Annotated in this window: 13 protein-coding genes and 1 tRNA gene; 7 read left to right on the top strand and 7 right to left on the bottom strand. The window is 30.0% G+C overall.

Features of this window, described 5'->3' with window-relative positions:
• Positions 1 to 132: 132 nt before the first annotated feature.
• From IM744_RS15440 to IM744_RS15425, 4 genes are all read left to right on the top strand, one after another.
• A complete protein-coding gene (locus IM744_RS15440) occupies positions 133 to 1,020 on the top strand; it encodes a DUF6268 family outer membrane beta-barrel protein (protein WP_194509049.1) in 888 nt (295 codons plus the stop codon).
• Between the two features lie 6 nt (positions 1,021 to 1,026).
• Positions 1,027 to 1,746 carry a glycosyltransferase family 2 protein gene (locus IM744_RS15435; RefSeq protein ID WP_194509048.1) on the top strand — a complete coding sequence of 240 codons (720 nt, stop codon included), beginning with the start codon at positions 1,027 to 1,029 and terminating at the stop codon, positions 1,744 to 1,746.
• Complete coding sequence (locus IM744_RS15430) at positions 1,739 to 2,353, top strand: lipid-A-disaccharide synthase N-terminal domain-containing protein (protein WP_194509047.1); 615 nt, start codon at positions 1,739 to 1,741, stop codon at positions 2,351 to 2,353. The genes IM744_RS15435 and IM744_RS15430 overlap by 8 nt, the downstream gene beginning before the upstream one ends.
• Before the next feature lie 478 nt (positions 2,354 to 2,831).
• Positions 2,832 to 5,687: a hypothetical protein gene (locus IM744_RS15425; protein ID WP_194509046.1), complete on the top strand. Its 2,856-nt coding sequence runs from the start codon at positions 2,832 to 2,834 to the stop codon at positions 5,685 to 5,687.
• Between the two features lie 10 nt (positions 5,688 to 5,697).
• Here the strand turns inward: IM744_RS15425 and IM744_RS15420 are convergent, their stop codons facing one another.
• A complete protein-coding gene (locus IM744_RS15420; protein ID WP_194509045.1) occupies positions 5,698 to 5,916 on the bottom strand; it encodes a hypothetical protein in 219 nt (72 codons plus the stop codon).
• On the bottom strand, positions 5,909 to 6,280 hold the full coding sequence (locus tag IM744_RS15415; RefSeq protein ID WP_194509044.1) for a hypothetical protein: 372 nt from the start codon (positions 6,278 to 6,280) through the stop codon (positions 5,909 to 5,911). Before IM744_RS15415 ends, IM744_RS15420 begins: the two co-directional genes overlap by 8 nt.
• A gap of 95 nt (positions 6,281 to 6,375) precedes the next feature.
• On the opposite strand from IM744_RS15415, the gene IM744_RS15410 reads away from it, so the two are divergent.
• From IM744_RS15410 to IM744_RS20920, 3 genes are all read left to right on the top strand, one after another.
• Positions 6,376 to 7,230 carry a hypothetical protein gene (locus tag IM744_RS15410; protein ID WP_194509043.1) on the top strand — a complete coding sequence of 285 codons (855 nt, stop codon included), beginning with the start codon at positions 6,376 to 6,378 and terminating at the stop codon, positions 7,228 to 7,230.
• A 65-nt stretch (positions 7,231 to 7,295) separates the two neighbouring features.
• Complete coding sequence (locus IM744_RS15405; RefSeq protein WP_194509042.1) at positions 7,296 to 7,463, top strand: hypothetical protein; 168 nt, start codon at positions 7,296 to 7,298, stop codon at positions 7,461 to 7,463.
• 7 nt (positions 7,464 to 7,470) lie between these two features.
• Entirely contained in the window at positions 7,471 to 9,111 is a 1,641-nt protein-coding gene (locus IM744_RS20920; RefSeq protein WP_379660216.1) for a recombinase family protein, read from the top strand.
• On the opposite strand, the gene IM744_RS15390 is transcribed toward IM744_RS20920, so the two are convergent.
• The 5 genes from IM744_RS15390 to IM744_RS15370 all read right to left on the bottom strand — a co-directional run bounded on the left by IM744_RS15390 (position 9,071) and on the right by IM744_RS15370 (position 15,177).
• Positions 9,071 to 9,143 (bottom strand) — tRNA-Met (locus IM744_RS15390). The genes IM744_RS20920 and IM744_RS15390 overlap by 41 nt on opposite strands.
• 273 nt (positions 9,144 to 9,416) lie before the next feature.
• On the bottom strand, positions 9,417 to 10,328 hold the full coding sequence (locus IM744_RS15385; RefSeq protein ID WP_194509041.1) for a leucine-rich repeat domain-containing protein: 912 nt from the start codon (positions 10,326 to 10,328) through the stop codon (positions 9,417 to 9,419).
• A gap of 140 nt (positions 10,329 to 10,468) precedes the next feature.
• Positions 10,469 to 10,651: a CPXCG motif-containing cysteine-rich protein gene (locus tag IM744_RS15380; protein WP_194509040.1), complete on the bottom strand. Its 183-nt coding sequence runs from the start codon at positions 10,649 to 10,651 to the stop codon at positions 10,469 to 10,471.
• A 19-nt stretch (positions 10,652 to 10,670) separates the two neighbouring features.
• Positions 10,671 to 11,990 (bottom strand): TolC family protein, encoded by a 1,320-nt coding sequence (locus tag IM744_RS15375; RefSeq protein WP_194509039.1) that lies wholly within the window; start codon positions 11,988 to 11,990, stop codon positions 10,671 to 10,673.
• Positions 11,980 to 15,177 (bottom strand): efflux RND transporter permease subunit, encoded by a 3,198-nt coding sequence (locus tag IM744_RS15370; protein WP_194509038.1) that lies wholly within the window; start codon positions 15,175 to 15,177, stop codon positions 11,980 to 11,982. Before IM744_RS15370 ends, IM744_RS15375 begins: the two co-directional genes overlap by 11 nt.

The raw sequence follows: 15,177 nt of genomic DNA, 5'->3' as shown, positions 1-15,177 counted from the left end.
AACAAATCAGATATTATAGCACTACAAAATTTTACTTCTTTTTCTAAAGTCTTAGATAAAGGCGAAAAGAAGCGTCTATTATATAAACAAACATTTCACATTACATAAAAAAAATTAAAATAAAATAAAACTATGAATAAACTCACCTTAAAAATTGGTATCCTTATTTGCCTTTTTTCAACTCAATTATCGGCTCAATTAAACGACCTCGCACGTATAGATTACACAAGTATTCCTGCTAGTAGTTCTTCTATTGAATATAGTAGAATAAGAGCATTATTTAATTACCCCATTAAATTAAAAAAAGAAGAAACCTACCTTTTGATTGGATTAGATTACAGTCATCTTGATTTAAAAATGGATGATAATCCGTCATTTGACAAAACAGAGATTGACGGCTTTCAATTATTAGATTTGAATATAGGATATACGACACCTATAAATAAGGATTGGAGGTTTGGTGTAAAGTTAAAACCTGGATTTAGTTCTAATTTAACTGCCAATGACCTAAACCTTGAAGATATTGTATTGTCTGGGGATGTTGTATTTATTAAAGATAAAACAAAAGATGAAAATGTTTCAAAACCTTGGCGACTTATCCTTGGAGTATCGTATTCAGGCAATCGTGGATTTCCTTTTCCGTTACCTTTTATAAGTTATTATAAAAAGTTTAATCCGTCGTGGTCATATAATGTTGGTGTTCCAAAATCCAATTTACAATATCATATATCAAGTGTTCATAGATTAAAGTTATATGCAGAATTAGACGGTGTTACTTCCAATCTACAAAGAGGCGTAGCTGTAGATAATACAGAGACAGCCGAAAGTATTAATATGTCGTTAATACTAGGTGGTTTGCAATATGAATATCATTTTACCAAACATCTTCAATTTTATGCAAGAACATCCTACATTTTTAGTAATACCGTGAACTTAAGAGATGGAGGTAAAAACAACATAAAATCATTAGATAATTCCAATTCATTGTATTTACGAACAGGTGTTCGATTCAAAATATAAATTATTATGACTTATAGACTTACCATAATAGTACCTGTTTATAATGAAGAAGACAATTTACTCAGAGTAGAAAAAGAATTGTTATCCTATCTGAAAATTGCAACAGTACCCACAAAAATTTTATTTGTAAATGATGGGTCAAATGATAAAAGCCAAGAATTAATTGAACAAATTTGCGAAAGAAATAAGGACTTTTATTTTATAAGTCTTTCTAAAAATAAAGGATTAAGTGTAGCAATTAAAGCAGGTTTTGACCATTTAGATACAGAACTTGTTGGTTATATAGACTCAGATTTACAAACTTCTCCTTCAGATTTTAATTTACTTCTAGAGCATATTGACGAATTTGATTTAGTGACTGGCGTAAGAGCTAACAGAAAGGATTCGTTTGTAAAAAAGATGTCATCTACTATTGCAAACGGTATTCGTAGAACATTCACCCATGATGGTATGGATGATACTGGCTGTCCTTTAAAAGTTATTAAAAGCAGTTATGCTAAAAAAATTCCAATGTTTAAGGGACTACATAGGTTTCTCCCTGCAATGATATTACTTCAAGATGGCAAGATAAAACAAATTCCTATTCAACATTTTCCCCGAATTGCAGGTGAAGCAAAATATGGTTTATGGAATAGATTGTTAGGTCCATTAATGGATTGTTTTGCTTACTTATGGATGAAGAAGAAGTATATTAACTATGAGATAGAAAAAAGTAATAATGAGTAGTTGGCTGATTTATTCAATTGGCTTTTTAGCTCAAGTCTTGTTTTCATCAAGACTGATTATACAATGGCTAACTTCTGAAAAACAAAAAAAAGTTGTAACACCTTCTTTATTTTGGTCTTTAAGTTTATTCGCTTCCTTCTTGTTATTTATTTATGGTTATTTAAGAGATGATTTTGCCATTATGTTAGGTCAAATATTGACTTATTTTATTTACATACGAAATCTACAAATTCAAAACCAATGGCAAAAACTAAATGTAATACTCAGATGGCTACTGTTATTAACACCAACAATTCTTGTTATTTACTACTATAACAATAATATCATTGATGTAAATAATTTGTTTAATAATGAGACAATCCCATTATGGCTTTTACTTCTTGGAATTATCTCTCAAATAGTTTTCACTTTACGTTTCATCTACCAATGGTGGTACTCAGAACGACAAGGAGAATCTTTATTGCCTTTTGGTTTTTGGCTTTTAAGTATCATTGGTTCAACGCTCATTTTATCTTATGCAATAATTAGAAAAGATCCTGTTCTTTTTATTGGTCATATCGTTGGAGTCATAATTTATATCAGAAATGTGATATTATTAAAAAAGTGAGTTATACTGGTTTCAATTAATTTGTGCTGGAATTATATCTTTGGTTTAAAACACCATTTTCAAAGGCTATAAATTCCCTCATTCAATTATAATTTAGGCAGTATATTTCAAGTTGAAATTTGGATTGAGCTATCGGGAGATAGAAGGGTTAATTGCATTAATTTTTCCTTACCAATTCTTATTATGCATTATCCGTTTTTTTGATTTTTAAGCATATAAGTCTAATTTACAACAAACTAGCAAAAAATCTAATATTCAAATAGGCCGTTATTGAAACTTTAAGCATTTTAATACGAATACAATTAGTTTTTAAGCGTTTTTAATGTAGATTAATTTGAATTAAAGTGTGTTGAAAATGTTTTAATATGCCATTATTTGAGTAATTTGACTATATAGAATTACTTCTACTACTTTAAGGAAAGTATAGAGTTCCTAAATAAATTATAAAAAAATAAATTTGGAGATACTGATTTAAATAATGAATAAAAAAATAATTGATGTTTTTGGAGTACAAACTGAAGCCATAGCTACAAACAGAGGGTTCTATTATCAGTATTTATGTACACTTAAAAAATGGGTTAATAATTTTGTAAACAACAGAAATATTGAAACACTTACAGAAGTTGAAGACGACATTAAAGAAGTGGGAGAAGAACTCATTTTTACCCAAGTAAAATCCTATGCATCTTCTTTTAGTTTAAACTCACCTGAAATAAAGAAGTCCCTTTTTAACTTCTTTTTACTTTACTTAAAATACAACTCATCTAATAAAGATATATCATTTTGTTTTGCAACAAATTCATCAATCTCTCAAAAAGAAAAACTTCTCACAAAGTGGATTAACGATTTAAATTTCAATGACAACTCTATATTTGCCATGTGCTCTAAAAAAGTAAAAGAGATATTAATTAAAGAGGTTAAATTAAGAAAGAATAAAAAATTAGGAAAAAACATTGCTCAAGATGAAAGAGACGAAATACAAGCAGTTAGCCAAGATACTATTACAATAATTAATAGTGAAGCATCTACTTTTACAAAACATATTGTTTGGGAATTTGGAGATTCATCGCCTGAAGATTCTATTAAAAAAATTAAAGAAGATATATATACTATTCTCCAAGACCCAAAATTTGAAAGCAAACCAGTTAACGTCCTGTTTAGCGTTTTACTATCTGAAATATATAAAAACTCTCAAAACAAAGAAAAGGAAGATAGGTTATTGAATAAAAACACTATTCTCAACTTACTAAAACGTACTGATGATGAACTTCAAGAACTTGTAAATAGAAAACTAACAAAACTACTTCAAGTAGAATTCGAATCACTTAAGTATGATGTAGAACAAATAAAGATACAACAAGAGACCCATGACTTAGAAATAAACATATTAAAAAGTCAATCAAGTTCAAGACCGAGAACATATCCAAAAAACTTGAACGTGCTCCCTGACATCTATACTGCAGAAATTTTAGGTTGGGAGGATTTTTCAGTAAAAACCAACGATAAATTACAAGAGAAGAAAATGATTCTTATCCATTCTGAAGGTGGTATGGGTAAAACTTCATTCGCAAAAAAATACATTAAAAATCATGAACAGTTTGATCATTTAATATGGGTTAATGTAGAACAATCAATACCTAATGCCATTCTACTAGATGATGTGCTTATTGCGAATCTTGGAATTGAACTATCTACGAGTAATGATATAACTCAATCCTTCAATTTAATCCTAAACGAACTTAACAAGATTGACGGAAATAATCTTTTAGTTATTGATATCCAAAAATGTGAAGATGAGTTTTCGGATATAAAATCTTTATCATCACTATATTCCTGGAAAAAGCTAATCCTAACTAGAAGCTATCATAAAACTTTGCCTTCAATTAAATTACCAAGAATAAGTTTTGAAGATGCAAAGCAAATCTATTTATCAAATTCAAGCAAAGACAAAATTGAAGATAATTTATTCCTTGAGTTTTTCAACTATGTAGACTATAATGTTCTTGTAATTGAATTGGTAGCTAAAACAATTGAAAACAGTTTTGACGTAACTTTAAATTCTCTATTTACTTCGTTAAAAGAACAGCGTTTGGATGATGAAAACTTGGCCATAGATATTGACATAAATGATGAAATCAGACCCATTAGACTTTTCAACTTTCTTATTAAAAAATTCAGTTTACCAAATTTAAAAAATGGAGAAAGAAACTATTTAGCTTTTCTTATACTCCTGCCATCTTATAATGTATTAGTAGAAGATTTAATTCTTATTAATGGAAAAGAACTATATGATGAAAATAAAGTACATATTATAAATATTTTAAACGCTCTTGAAAAGAAAGGCCTCGTTGAGTTCAATAATAATCGAGAGAGAATAAGCATACATAAAATCATTCAAGAGGTTTTAATCTACCATGAAAGGAAGCAATTAAATCCATTTATATCAAGTATGTTATTTATAAGTTGGTTAGCAAGCCGAATAGAGGAGGGTTATAATTCACCAAAAAAATCTTTTCGCTTTTTAAAATATGCAGAATCAATTTTAGATTCTGTAAAAGAGCCTTTTAGAAGAAGTGTATATCAACCTTTGTTACTTCTTGAAAATGAGTTTCTTTTTGCAAAAAGGTTTTATTTTAAATCAAAAAGCATATTACCAAAATTAATAGATTTAGCAGAAAGAGCTGAAAAATATCTAGGACTCAATGATGTGAATTTGGCAATAATGTATAATAATCTAGCTCTGGGATATGCAGAAGATGGGAGTCCTAAAAAAGCAATTAACTGCTTTAAAAAGGCATTAAGTATTTTTAGAGACAACCTACCAAAAACTATAAAAAAAGTAATAGTCACATCAAATAACTTGTCTAATACTTATCTAAAAGAAGGAGATTTAGAAAATACTTTAAAACATTTTGCTGAGGTTCAAAAACTACGAGAAAAATATAACCTTTATAATGATCAACAATTAAGTATTGAATATAGAATCCTAGCAAAATCTTTTGCGCTTGGCGGTGAATATGATACAGCAATAAAACATATAAAATCGGGAATAGTACTCCATAAATCTCTCCCTTTGAAAAACAGAAACGATTTTTATTTAGCTGCTTATTACAGTGATTTATCTCATTTATATTTAAAAAAACATAATATAAATCATGCAATTACTAGCCAAGAAATAGGCGTAAAAATATTAGAAGACATGAGTCTAGACAGAAGCGAATATCTTTGCAACATGTATCAAGTATTAGCATTTCTCTACGGATTTGATGGACAAAAAGACAAACAGAAAGAAATGAAAAATAAAATTGAAATATTCGAAATAAATAAAAATTAATAATTGAATATCATGTGATTTTATGATTCCAAAATTTCATTCTTTTTTGTTTCTCTGGATAATTAGAAAGCGAATAAATTAGTAGACCAATAATCAATACTCCACCAATAGCTAATCCATACTTCAAATAGTTATTCTGCATCTCTACCTCCTTTACATGAGAGACTTGCACCAAATCAATATCTTGAGAAGTTAGGATTTGTATATTATGTAAATCTATATCAACCATTTTTTATTATTTTATAGTAGTTATCGTCCAATTTGATATAATAAAAATCATAAATCGCATAATAGTATTTATCTTTATGTAAGTCTTTATGTAGATGAGTGAAAACAGAAAACGAAAAACCTGCTCCTCTTAAGTATTCTTTATGAGCTACTTTTTCTTGTTCATCTCCAATAATTAGATTGAGAATGTCATAGTTCTTTAATAAGGGTTTATTTATAGCTGATAAGCGTTTGCGTTTTGAATTACTTTTTTGATTGTTATGGGCGATTCTATATTTGTCATTAGCAAAGACCTGATTCGTTCTATTAGGAATGAACTCAACTCCACTATATGGGCAAATACGTTTTTCAATATCTGTTTTCATTTAGTTTTAAATATTTCAAACAAAACTAAAAATTTATATTTACAATGCAATCATTTTTAAAATAAAATATTTACATTCGTGTAAATTTACAAATAATGAGTGACGATTCTTATATCCGTTTTGGCGAACTACTTTATAAAAAGTACATCCTACCGAAACATCTAAATATTGCTTCAAGACAAGTAACTTACTGGAAGAGTAAAAAAATACTGCCTTACTTTGATAATCAGAAGCATGGCAGAATGAATATTCCTCAAGCCATTTGGATGGGTATTATCAAAGAATTATCAGATATAGGAATCAATTCAGACAGGTTAGCCCAATTATCAAAAGATGTTTGGTATCAACCAAAGGTAGAGAAATATGCAGATGATGTCATAAAGAAAAATCTAAAAGCTAAAAGGAGCGGATTATCGACTACAGCTAAAGCCGTTTTAGAAAATCAACTTTCAGATGATATGATTATGAACACCTTGAGAGAAGAGTTGAATCCATTTACAGATATGATAAAGTCTTGCCTAATGAATGGTAAACAGCCTCACTCTATGATTTATGTCCCAAATAAAGGCGAGCATCATTTCTTATCAAATAATAACGAGGTTTTAATAAAACTAAATAGTCTGTATTCAAATGATACGATTATTAGTATTCCTATCTTCAATAGACTTTCTAAAGTGGTAAGTTTTGATTTAAATTCTACTGAAAAGGATCTTAAATACCTATCAGATATTGAAAACCAAATCAGAGATATCGTAATATTTAAACGTCCAAAAATTGTAGAAATCGCTTTTGATGATAACCATATAAAACCTAGAATTATTACTGAAAAACATGTTAAGCAAGATGAAATTGCTGATTTTTTTCTAAATAACAAACTACCTCTAGGTACTAAACTTCTTATAGACGTCAGATCTCAAGACAACTATAAATTAACTTTAATTACTAAATAAGATGAAAACTAATGTAGAATACTCTCGGTTCCTGAAAACACAGCCCGATTTAATCCTATCTCGTTATGGGCCGACAATCGCTACAGGAATTACAACAGAAACAATTATTAGATAATACAGAGCTTGACGAATGTCTTTCAATTGAGCATTCAATAGCAAACGAAGAACAAAAACATGAATTAGCCTTGAGTTTATATCAATTTACTAAACTCGTTTATGATTCAGTAAAATAAATACAAAATGAGTAGAACTAAACAGCTTAGCATTTCAGATTTTAGAGGTGCAATTGTGTGGTCATATACAAGAGTTTCTTCCAAAGAACAATTCTTAAAAAATGGAAGTATTGAAACTCAAGTTAAACGACTTAAATCTTGCGCTCAAGAAAACAGTTTAGTAATCACTAAAGAGTTTGATGCAGAATATGAAAGCTCAAGACGTGTTAATACTCAAAAAACACTTAACGAGCTTTTAAATGCTATTAAAACTACATCAAAACCTCAAAGACCTCAAATGATTTTGATTTGGTCTCCAAGTCGTTTTGGTCGTGCAGGTTCTGAACATATTGAATTGTTCGTGAGTTTAAGACGCAAGTACAATGTGTATCTATATTCTGTAAGTACTGGTCATAATACGTTTACAGAGCGTAATGAAAATGAGTTTTCTACACAACTCCTATATGCTCAAAAAGAAAACTTCAATCGTCAGGATGTCATTATACCAGGAATGATCAATGTTTTAGAGAAAGGCATATTTTTAGGTCGTGCTCCTAGAGGTTATGACCATTTTGGCCCGAGAGTTTCAGATCCGTTAAAAGTTCAGGCTAAACAAGAAATAAAGCTTAACGATGATAGCGTATTGATTAAAGAAGCTTTTAAGCTTAAACTTTACAAAGGTCACACAGATAAAGAAATTCAAGATTATCTTAAATCGGAAGGTTTACATATCCCAAAGCAGAGTCTTAATAAGATGTGGTCTAATTTATTCTATGCTGGCTTTTTTACTAATAGCTTAATTCCTGATACTGAAATTAAAGGACATTGGGAACCCATCATCTCAAAAAAGGAATTTGATCTATTGCAGCATAAATTAAATAACTCTACTCAAATTGGTATACCTAAAATAAACGGAAAGATAGAAACCCCATTAGTTCCTAAGTTTTTGGTTTGTTCGGATTGTGATGCAAATATGACTTCCTATTTAAATAAACGTAAACATATTTTTTATTACAAATGCTCATCATGTAATAAGACAGTGAATGCTAATACAAGAACTAAATCACTTACTGATGGTATCCATCAGCAATTTGCAGAAACAGTTGATTCTTTAAAATTATCTAAATCTTTTCAGAAGTTATTCTCAAAACAATTAGAGAAAATTATCACAACAGAATTATCATCAACAGGTGACAAGAAGAGGCAAATTAATTCTGAAATAAATAAGCTCCAAGAGCAGTATGATAAAATTGAATTTAGATATGCTACAGATGAAATATCTAAAGAAATCTTCGAGAAACATGGCTTAAAATTAAAAGACTTAATCGATAGCAAAAAGCAATTGTTAGCTAAACTGCCTTCAAAACTATCGAACCACAAAAAAGTAATGAAATATTTTCTAAAAATCGCCGATAACCCTCGTGAATTCTACGAATCATTAGATTATCACAATAAGAGAACATTTCAGAATATTCTATTTCCAGAAGGTTTTAGATTTTCGATGAAAAATAAGGAATGTCGAACCAGCAAATTGAACTTACTATTTGAATTAACTCATTCATTTTTAAATCTATATGTCGATAAAAAAGAAAAGACTCAAACGCATAAAGCACTTGAGTCTCACTTAGTAGCGGGAACTGGACTCGAACCAGTGACCTTCGGGTTATGAGCCCGACGAGCTACCTACTGCTCTATCCCGCGATTTAATATCTAAAAGATTGTCTTAGCTTTTAACTTTCGGCTCATAATACCGACTCAATCATTTTAGGACTGCAAATATATAAGCTTTTTTAGATATTACCAACATATTTCGTCAAGATTTTAATAGATAATTATATTAGAATTTATTCATCTATTTAACAGTCAATTACAGATTGAAATCATTCTTAAATAAAAATTAATTCATAAAAAAAGCTCTCAACACAAACATGATGAGAGCAAATACTAATTCAAAACTAACTATAAAAATTATTATTAATCATCATCTTCTGTATCAAGTGTAGCAATTGCTCCTTGATTATGAATATCTACGAAATCAAATTGCTTTAAATTTGGAAATTGATTTTGAAGTTCAACTAATTCTCCTTTAAAATCATTGTTACCAATAAGCAATACTTTTAATTTTGTAAGATTAACAATTTGATTAGGCAATTTTCCGTAGAACGCATTATCAGAGATTACTAACTCCTCAAGACTTGTTAAATTACAGATTGAACTTGGCAAAGTTCCGAAAAAATTATTTTCAAAAAGACTAAGAACTTTTAGTCCTTCAACCTTTGCTATCGTTGCAGGTAACTTGCCTGAAATTTGATTACTACTAACCAATAACTCCTTTAACTTAGTAAGATTTCCTATAGATGAAGGTAACTCTCCTGTTAATTTGTTGTTGTATAACTCTAAAGTTCTAAGGTTTGTTAATTGACCAATTGAATAAGGGATTTGGCCTTCTATCCTATTCATAAATAACTTTAAATTCTTTAACGATTCTAATGCTCCAATTTCTTCTGGTAAAGGATTTGAGAGCATATTAAATGCTAAATTTAAAGTAACTAATGATTTTAAATTTTTTATTGAAGAAGGAATACCTCCTGAAATTTTATTTCTAAAAAAATTGATATGTCGTAAGTGAACTAAATCTCCAATTTCTAAAGGAATTTCTCCTTTTAGGTTATTAAATTCTAAATTAAGTCCAATGACCTTATCCCCTTTTACTGTAACACCAAACCATTCTTGAACAGGCTTACCTAAATCCCAAGTAGTAGTCCAAAGTGCACCATTTGTAGAATTATAAATTGCTTTTAAAGCCTCTTTTTCTTTTGTTGAAACGCTACCAAAGGACAATAAGGTAACAAAACAAAGTAATAATGTAAGTTTAGCAGTTTTCATAGTGATAGATTTGGCTGAGGGAAACGTTTCTACTACGAATGTAACAGAATATCGGTTAAATGACAATATTTTTCGATGAACCGCAATGTTATTCATCGAAAATATTTTAAAACATTGATTATTAGTGATTTAAAATATAACTATTGTTCTATATTCTGGGCTTCAAAACTAGTGATTTCTTGATTTTCGATATTGATTTGCAGTTGAATAGGATTACAACACACCTCACAATCTTCAATATAACGTTGTTGAGATTGTGAAACATCTATGAGCATTGAGATGGATTGCCAACAATATGGACATTGAAAAAAATACTCTTGCATATTTGATGTTCTTCGGAAATTAAAAATCTACATTTAATAATTCCCCACTTAACTGAAGCACAGTCAACTCTGCTAATTTAGCATCGTATTTAGCTTGATTTCTGTTTAACTCTGAGTTAAGCAAATTAAGTTGTGCTTGACGAAATTCAATTGAAGTCACTTGACCAATTTTAAATTTTTCTTGTGTACGTTCAAAATTATTTTGTGAGGTCTTGATATTATCTTCTTGCACATGATAAATCAACAATTTATTTTGATAATCATCCCAAGCATTATTAAAATTACGCTCTACATCAATGTTAAGTTGTTCTTTTTGAAGCTTTTGATTTTCTAAAACTAGCTTAGCATTTTTAACGCGTGTCAACGTGCCTCCACCATCAAATAGATTCCATGATAAATTTAATCCTGCAGACAAGCCAGATGTAGTACTTTGTACAGTAAAAGCTAAAGGATTATCTGTTGAAGATTCATTCCAACCATAAGATCCTACTAAACCAATTGTGGGTAAAAATTGTGCTTTATTGGTTTTAATATCAAACTGACTTATATTTATATTTCTGTCTGCCTGCATCAAAGACACATTATTCGCTTTCGTTTTATCTAAAAGCTCTTCTTTATTTAAATCAAATAAAAAACTTAAATCTGTATCTACATGATACTCTTCACTAATTTGATTCCCTAAAACAACGTTTAAATCACGCTTTGTATTTCGTAATTGTTGTTTTGCGTTTATAAAATTGATACTGTCATTATTGATATCTACCTCCGCATTTAAAACGCCTAACTTTGTACTCTGTCCGTAATCGAACTGGTATCCAGCTCGTACTAATCTATCTTTTGAAATCACTAAAGTTTCCTCCAAAGCATCTGTATTTTCTGAGAGTTGAGCTACAGTATAATAAATAGAGAATAATTGCAACATTGTAGTTTCTATAGTTTCACGAGCCTCTAACTCAGACAACTGATATTCTTCTTTTAAACGTTTGTAATTATATAAACGTCCTAATCCATCAAACAGTGTGTAATTTAAATTTAACGAAGCATTGTAACGACGTGTTTCTACATCTTTTGCTGTAATAACATCTCCATCAACGCGTTGTCCTTCAGAATCCTGAACATCTATTGCTGCTCCTGCATTTCCAGTTAGTGTTGGCAAATAACCAGAGTTTAAAACTCCTGTATTGTTCTCTGCTACTTCAACAATATTATTAGCTATTTTTATTCCGTAGTTATGCTCTAACGTAAGCTTTACAGCTTCATCTGTTGTTAATACTTGTTGTGCGTTAACTATTATTCCGAAGAAAAATAAAGCGTAAGCACTATATAATTTAATGTTCATTTTCTTCTTTTTGTTCTTTAATAGCACGTTCAACTTCTTCTTTTGTCACCTCTTTATTAGTCCATAACCATTTTCCATTTTTCTTTATGCTATTACTAAACGATAAGAATAATGGTAAAACTAATAAGGTTAAAATGGTTGCATAAGCAATTCCAAAGGAAATAGAAATCGCCATGGGCTTTAAAAATTGTGCTTGTCTACTTTTCTCTAAAAGTAGAGGAGCTAAACCAGCAATTGTTGTTAAAGATGTTAAAAATATAGCTCTAAAACGAGATTTTCCAGCATTTAAAAGTGCCTCATCAAACTTTAATCCTTCACGTAAATTAGAATTAAATTTACCTATTAACACTAAACCATCATTTACCATAATACCAATTAAAGCAATGATACCTAAAAGAGATAAAATGTTTACTGAAAACCCTAAAAGCCAATGTCCCCAAGCCACAGCTGTTAAACTAAAAGGTATTAAAAGCATTAATAAAAGTGGCTGACTATAACTTCTAAACGTAAAAGCTATTACAATATAAATTAGTAATAAAATAGGAATTCCTGCTTGGCCTAAAGAACTCATTAGCTTATCTTTTTCTCGGTTTTGTCCTTCAAAAGATGCAGAAATGGTTGGGTATTTAGATTTTAAATCTACTATAGTAATATTTTTTAAATCGTCTATAATATCTGTAGTACTTGTACTTGGATCTTTTAAATCTGCCGATACTTGAATTTCTCGTTGTCCTTCTAAGTGGTTAATAGCAACATCTCCTCTTTCTATGGTGTAAAAAGCAATATCCTTAAGTGTTACTCGCTCTCCTATTGGAGTTACGATTCTCATATCATCCAGATCGTTAATAGATGCTCTATTACTTCTATCATAACGAACCCAAACGCGAATTTCATCTTGTCCTCTTTGAAAACGCTGTGCTTGTGTACCAAAGAAACCAGAACGTACTTGACTCATAACTGTACTTAAATTTAAGCCTAATAAGTAAGCACTTTCTTTAAGTTCAATGCGAATTTCTTTAATTCCTGCAGGATCATTGTCTTCTATATCTTTTAATAAAGGGTTAGATTCTAAAACTTGCTTTAACTCTATTTTAGCTGCTTTAAGTTCATCAATATTATTTCCTAAAAGCGATACAGAAACTGGACTACCACCAAAGTTACCACCAGAACCAAAAATTAAACGTTCTGTACCAATAACAGGACCAACCAATTCACGTAATCTATTTGCTACTAAATCAGATTTTATTGCATTTGGTCTTTCTTCACCTGGCAATAAATTTATTCGTAAGCTTGCGCTCGAGCTACTATTTATTGTTAGAATAGTATTTTCAAAAAGCTGCTTATCTGTTCCTTTTAAATACTTCTCGGTTAACTCTTGATTTACTATAAATGATTTTTCTTCTATCATTGAAATGATAGAATCTGTTACTTTCTCATTCGTACCATTTGGCATATCTAATTCTATAGAAACTCGATCACTAGCAACAGATGGAAACATCGTCATACCAATAACTCCTCCTCCAATTGCTCCAAAAGTTAAAATTAATAATGCAGTAAAAATACCAAGAGAAAGTAGTTTAAAATTCAAAACAAAAGTAATTGCTGGTGCATATACTTTATCTCTTAAAAAGTTCATGAAATTATCTCCAGCCTTATTAATGATTCGCATCTTTAAGAAGAATCGCTTCATTTTTGAAGGATTTTCTTCTACAACCTGCTTTCTTAATGCTTTAGAATGCGCTAAATGCGCTGGTAGGATTATGAGTGCTTCAACTAATGAAACGGTTAACGTAAGTATAACAATTACAGCTACTTCACTAAAGAACTCACCAATTCTACTATCTAAAAACAGAAATAATGAAAATGCTAAAAGGGTTGTAATAATTGCAGATACTACTGGAGGAATTACTTCCATTGTACCATCTATTGCTGCTTCAATTGGAGATTTCCCTTTTTCGTAATGTTGATAGATATTTTCAGCAATAACAATTCCATCATCTACTAATATTCCGATAACGATAATCATTCCGAAGAGTGATAAAACATTTATGGTGACATCAAACTGACCTGCAAAAATAAACATTCCTAAAAACGAAATCGGCAACCCAAAAGCAACCCAAAACGCTAAACGCGTGTTTAAGAAAACAGATAAAAACAACAACACGAGTAACATCCCAATAACTGCATTTTCTGTTAGTAAATCGGTACGTTGGTTTAGTGTTTTAGATAAATCTCTAACCACATCTAACTGTACGTTATTATGTTTTTGATTGTAGGCTTCTATGTATTCTTTTACTCTATCTGCAGAGGATATTAAATCCTCGGTATTAGTACTAGTTATGGATATATTTATAGATAATTTTTGGTTAAAATATGTTGCATTAGGTGTTTCTGAAAAACGATCACGAATAATAGCTACGTCTTTTAAACGCACTACTTTACCATCATTAGAAGCACTTACTACAACATTTGAAAGCTCATCTCCATAATAAGAACGATTATTCGCTCTAATAAGATACTCTTCTGTATCTGTTTTAATAGTACCACCAGTTGTTAAAATATTTGACCTACTAACTGCTTGTGAAACTTCACCAAATGTCAAATTATAAGCTAATAAACTGGTTTCATTTACAGCTATTTCTATTTCTTCATCTGGATACCCAGAAATCGCAATTTGTGAAATACCATCAATAGCTCTTAAATCATTCTCTACCTGTCTACCAATTTGTTTTAAAGTTACTAACGGAATATTTTCACCACTTAAAGCAAAAGAAATAGTTTCTCTAACAGCTTCTTGTTTTGCAACAATTAGAGGTTCCATTCCTGAAGGAAATGAAGGCACACGGTCTACAGCATTTTTAACTTCTAATAACATGAAGTCAATGTTCTCGTCCTTTTCTATTTCAACAGTAATAGTTCCGCTGTTTTCTCTAGATACAGAAGTGACTCTATCTATACCTTTTAAACCTTTGAGATTATCTTCTATTTGAAGCACAATACCTTCTTCAATTTCTTGAGGCGAAGCTCCTGGATAAGTAACACTTACTGTTATTATTTTAGAATCTGTCAATGGAAAGAAAGATGATTTTAAAGACAGTACACCTATAATACCAAAAACAATAAAAGCGAAAATAAAAATATTAACTGCAACGTGGTACCTGATAAAATATTCAATGAGTTTTCTCAT

It is taken from the genome of Psychroserpens luteus, from assembly GCF_015319355.1.
In the GTDB taxonomy this organism is placed as follows: domain Bacteria; phylum Bacteroidota; class Bacteroidia; order Flavobacteriales; family Flavobacteriaceae; genus Psychroserpens; species Psychroserpens luteus.
Note: the sequence above shows the minus strand (reverse complement) of the source record. Positions and strands in the feature narration are given on the sequence as shown.

Bases quoted from the DNA above. Each gene is read 5' to 3' on its own strand.
- IM744_RS15440 (WP_194509049.1), top strand. From the start codon at position 133: ATGAATAAACTCACCTTAAAAATTGGTATCCTTATTTGCCTTTTTTCA.
- IM744_RS15435 (WP_194509048.1), top strand. From the start codon at position 1,027: ATGACTTATAGACTTACCATAATAGTACCTGTTTATAATGAAGAAGAC.
- IM744_RS15430 (WP_194509047.1), top strand. From the start codon at position 1,739: ATGAGTAGTTGGCTGATTTATTCAATTGGCTTTTTAGCTCAAGTCTTG.
- IM744_RS15425 (WP_194509046.1), top strand. From the start codon at position 2,832: ATGAATAAAAAAATAATTGATGTTTTTGGAGTACAAACTGAAGCCATA.
- IM744_RS15420 (WP_194509045.1), bottom strand. From the start codon at position 5,916: ATGGTTGATATAGATTTACATAATATACAAATCCTAACTTCTCAAGAT.
- IM744_RS15415 (WP_194509044.1), bottom strand. From the start codon at position 6,280: ATGAAAACAGATATTGAAAAACGTATTTGCCCATATAGTGGAGTTGAG.
- IM744_RS15410 (WP_194509043.1), top strand. From the start codon at position 6,376: ATGAGTGACGATTCTTATATCCGTTTTGGCGAACTACTTTATAAAAAG.
- IM744_RS15405 (WP_194509042.1), top strand. From the start codon at position 7,296: ATGGGCCGACAATCGCTACAGGAATTACAACAGAAACAATTATTAGAT.
- IM744_RS20920 (WP_379660216.1), top strand. From the start codon at position 7,471: ATGAGTAGAACTAAACAGCTTAGCATTTCAGATTTTAGAGGTGCAATT.
- IM744_RS15385 (WP_194509041.1), bottom strand. From the start codon at position 10,328: ATGAAAACTGCTAAACTTACATTATTACTTTGTTTTGTTACCTTATTG.
- IM744_RS15380 (WP_194509040.1), bottom strand. From the start codon at position 10,651: ATGCAAGAGTATTTTTTTCAATGTCCATATTGTTGGCAATCCATCTCA.
- IM744_RS15375 (WP_194509039.1), bottom strand. From the start codon at position 11,990: ATGAACATTAAATTATATAGTGCTTACGCTTTATTTTTCTTCGGAATA.
- IM744_RS15370 (WP_194509038.1), bottom strand. From the start codon at position 15,177: ATGAGAAAACTCATTGAATATTTTATCAGGTACCACGTTGCAGTTAAT.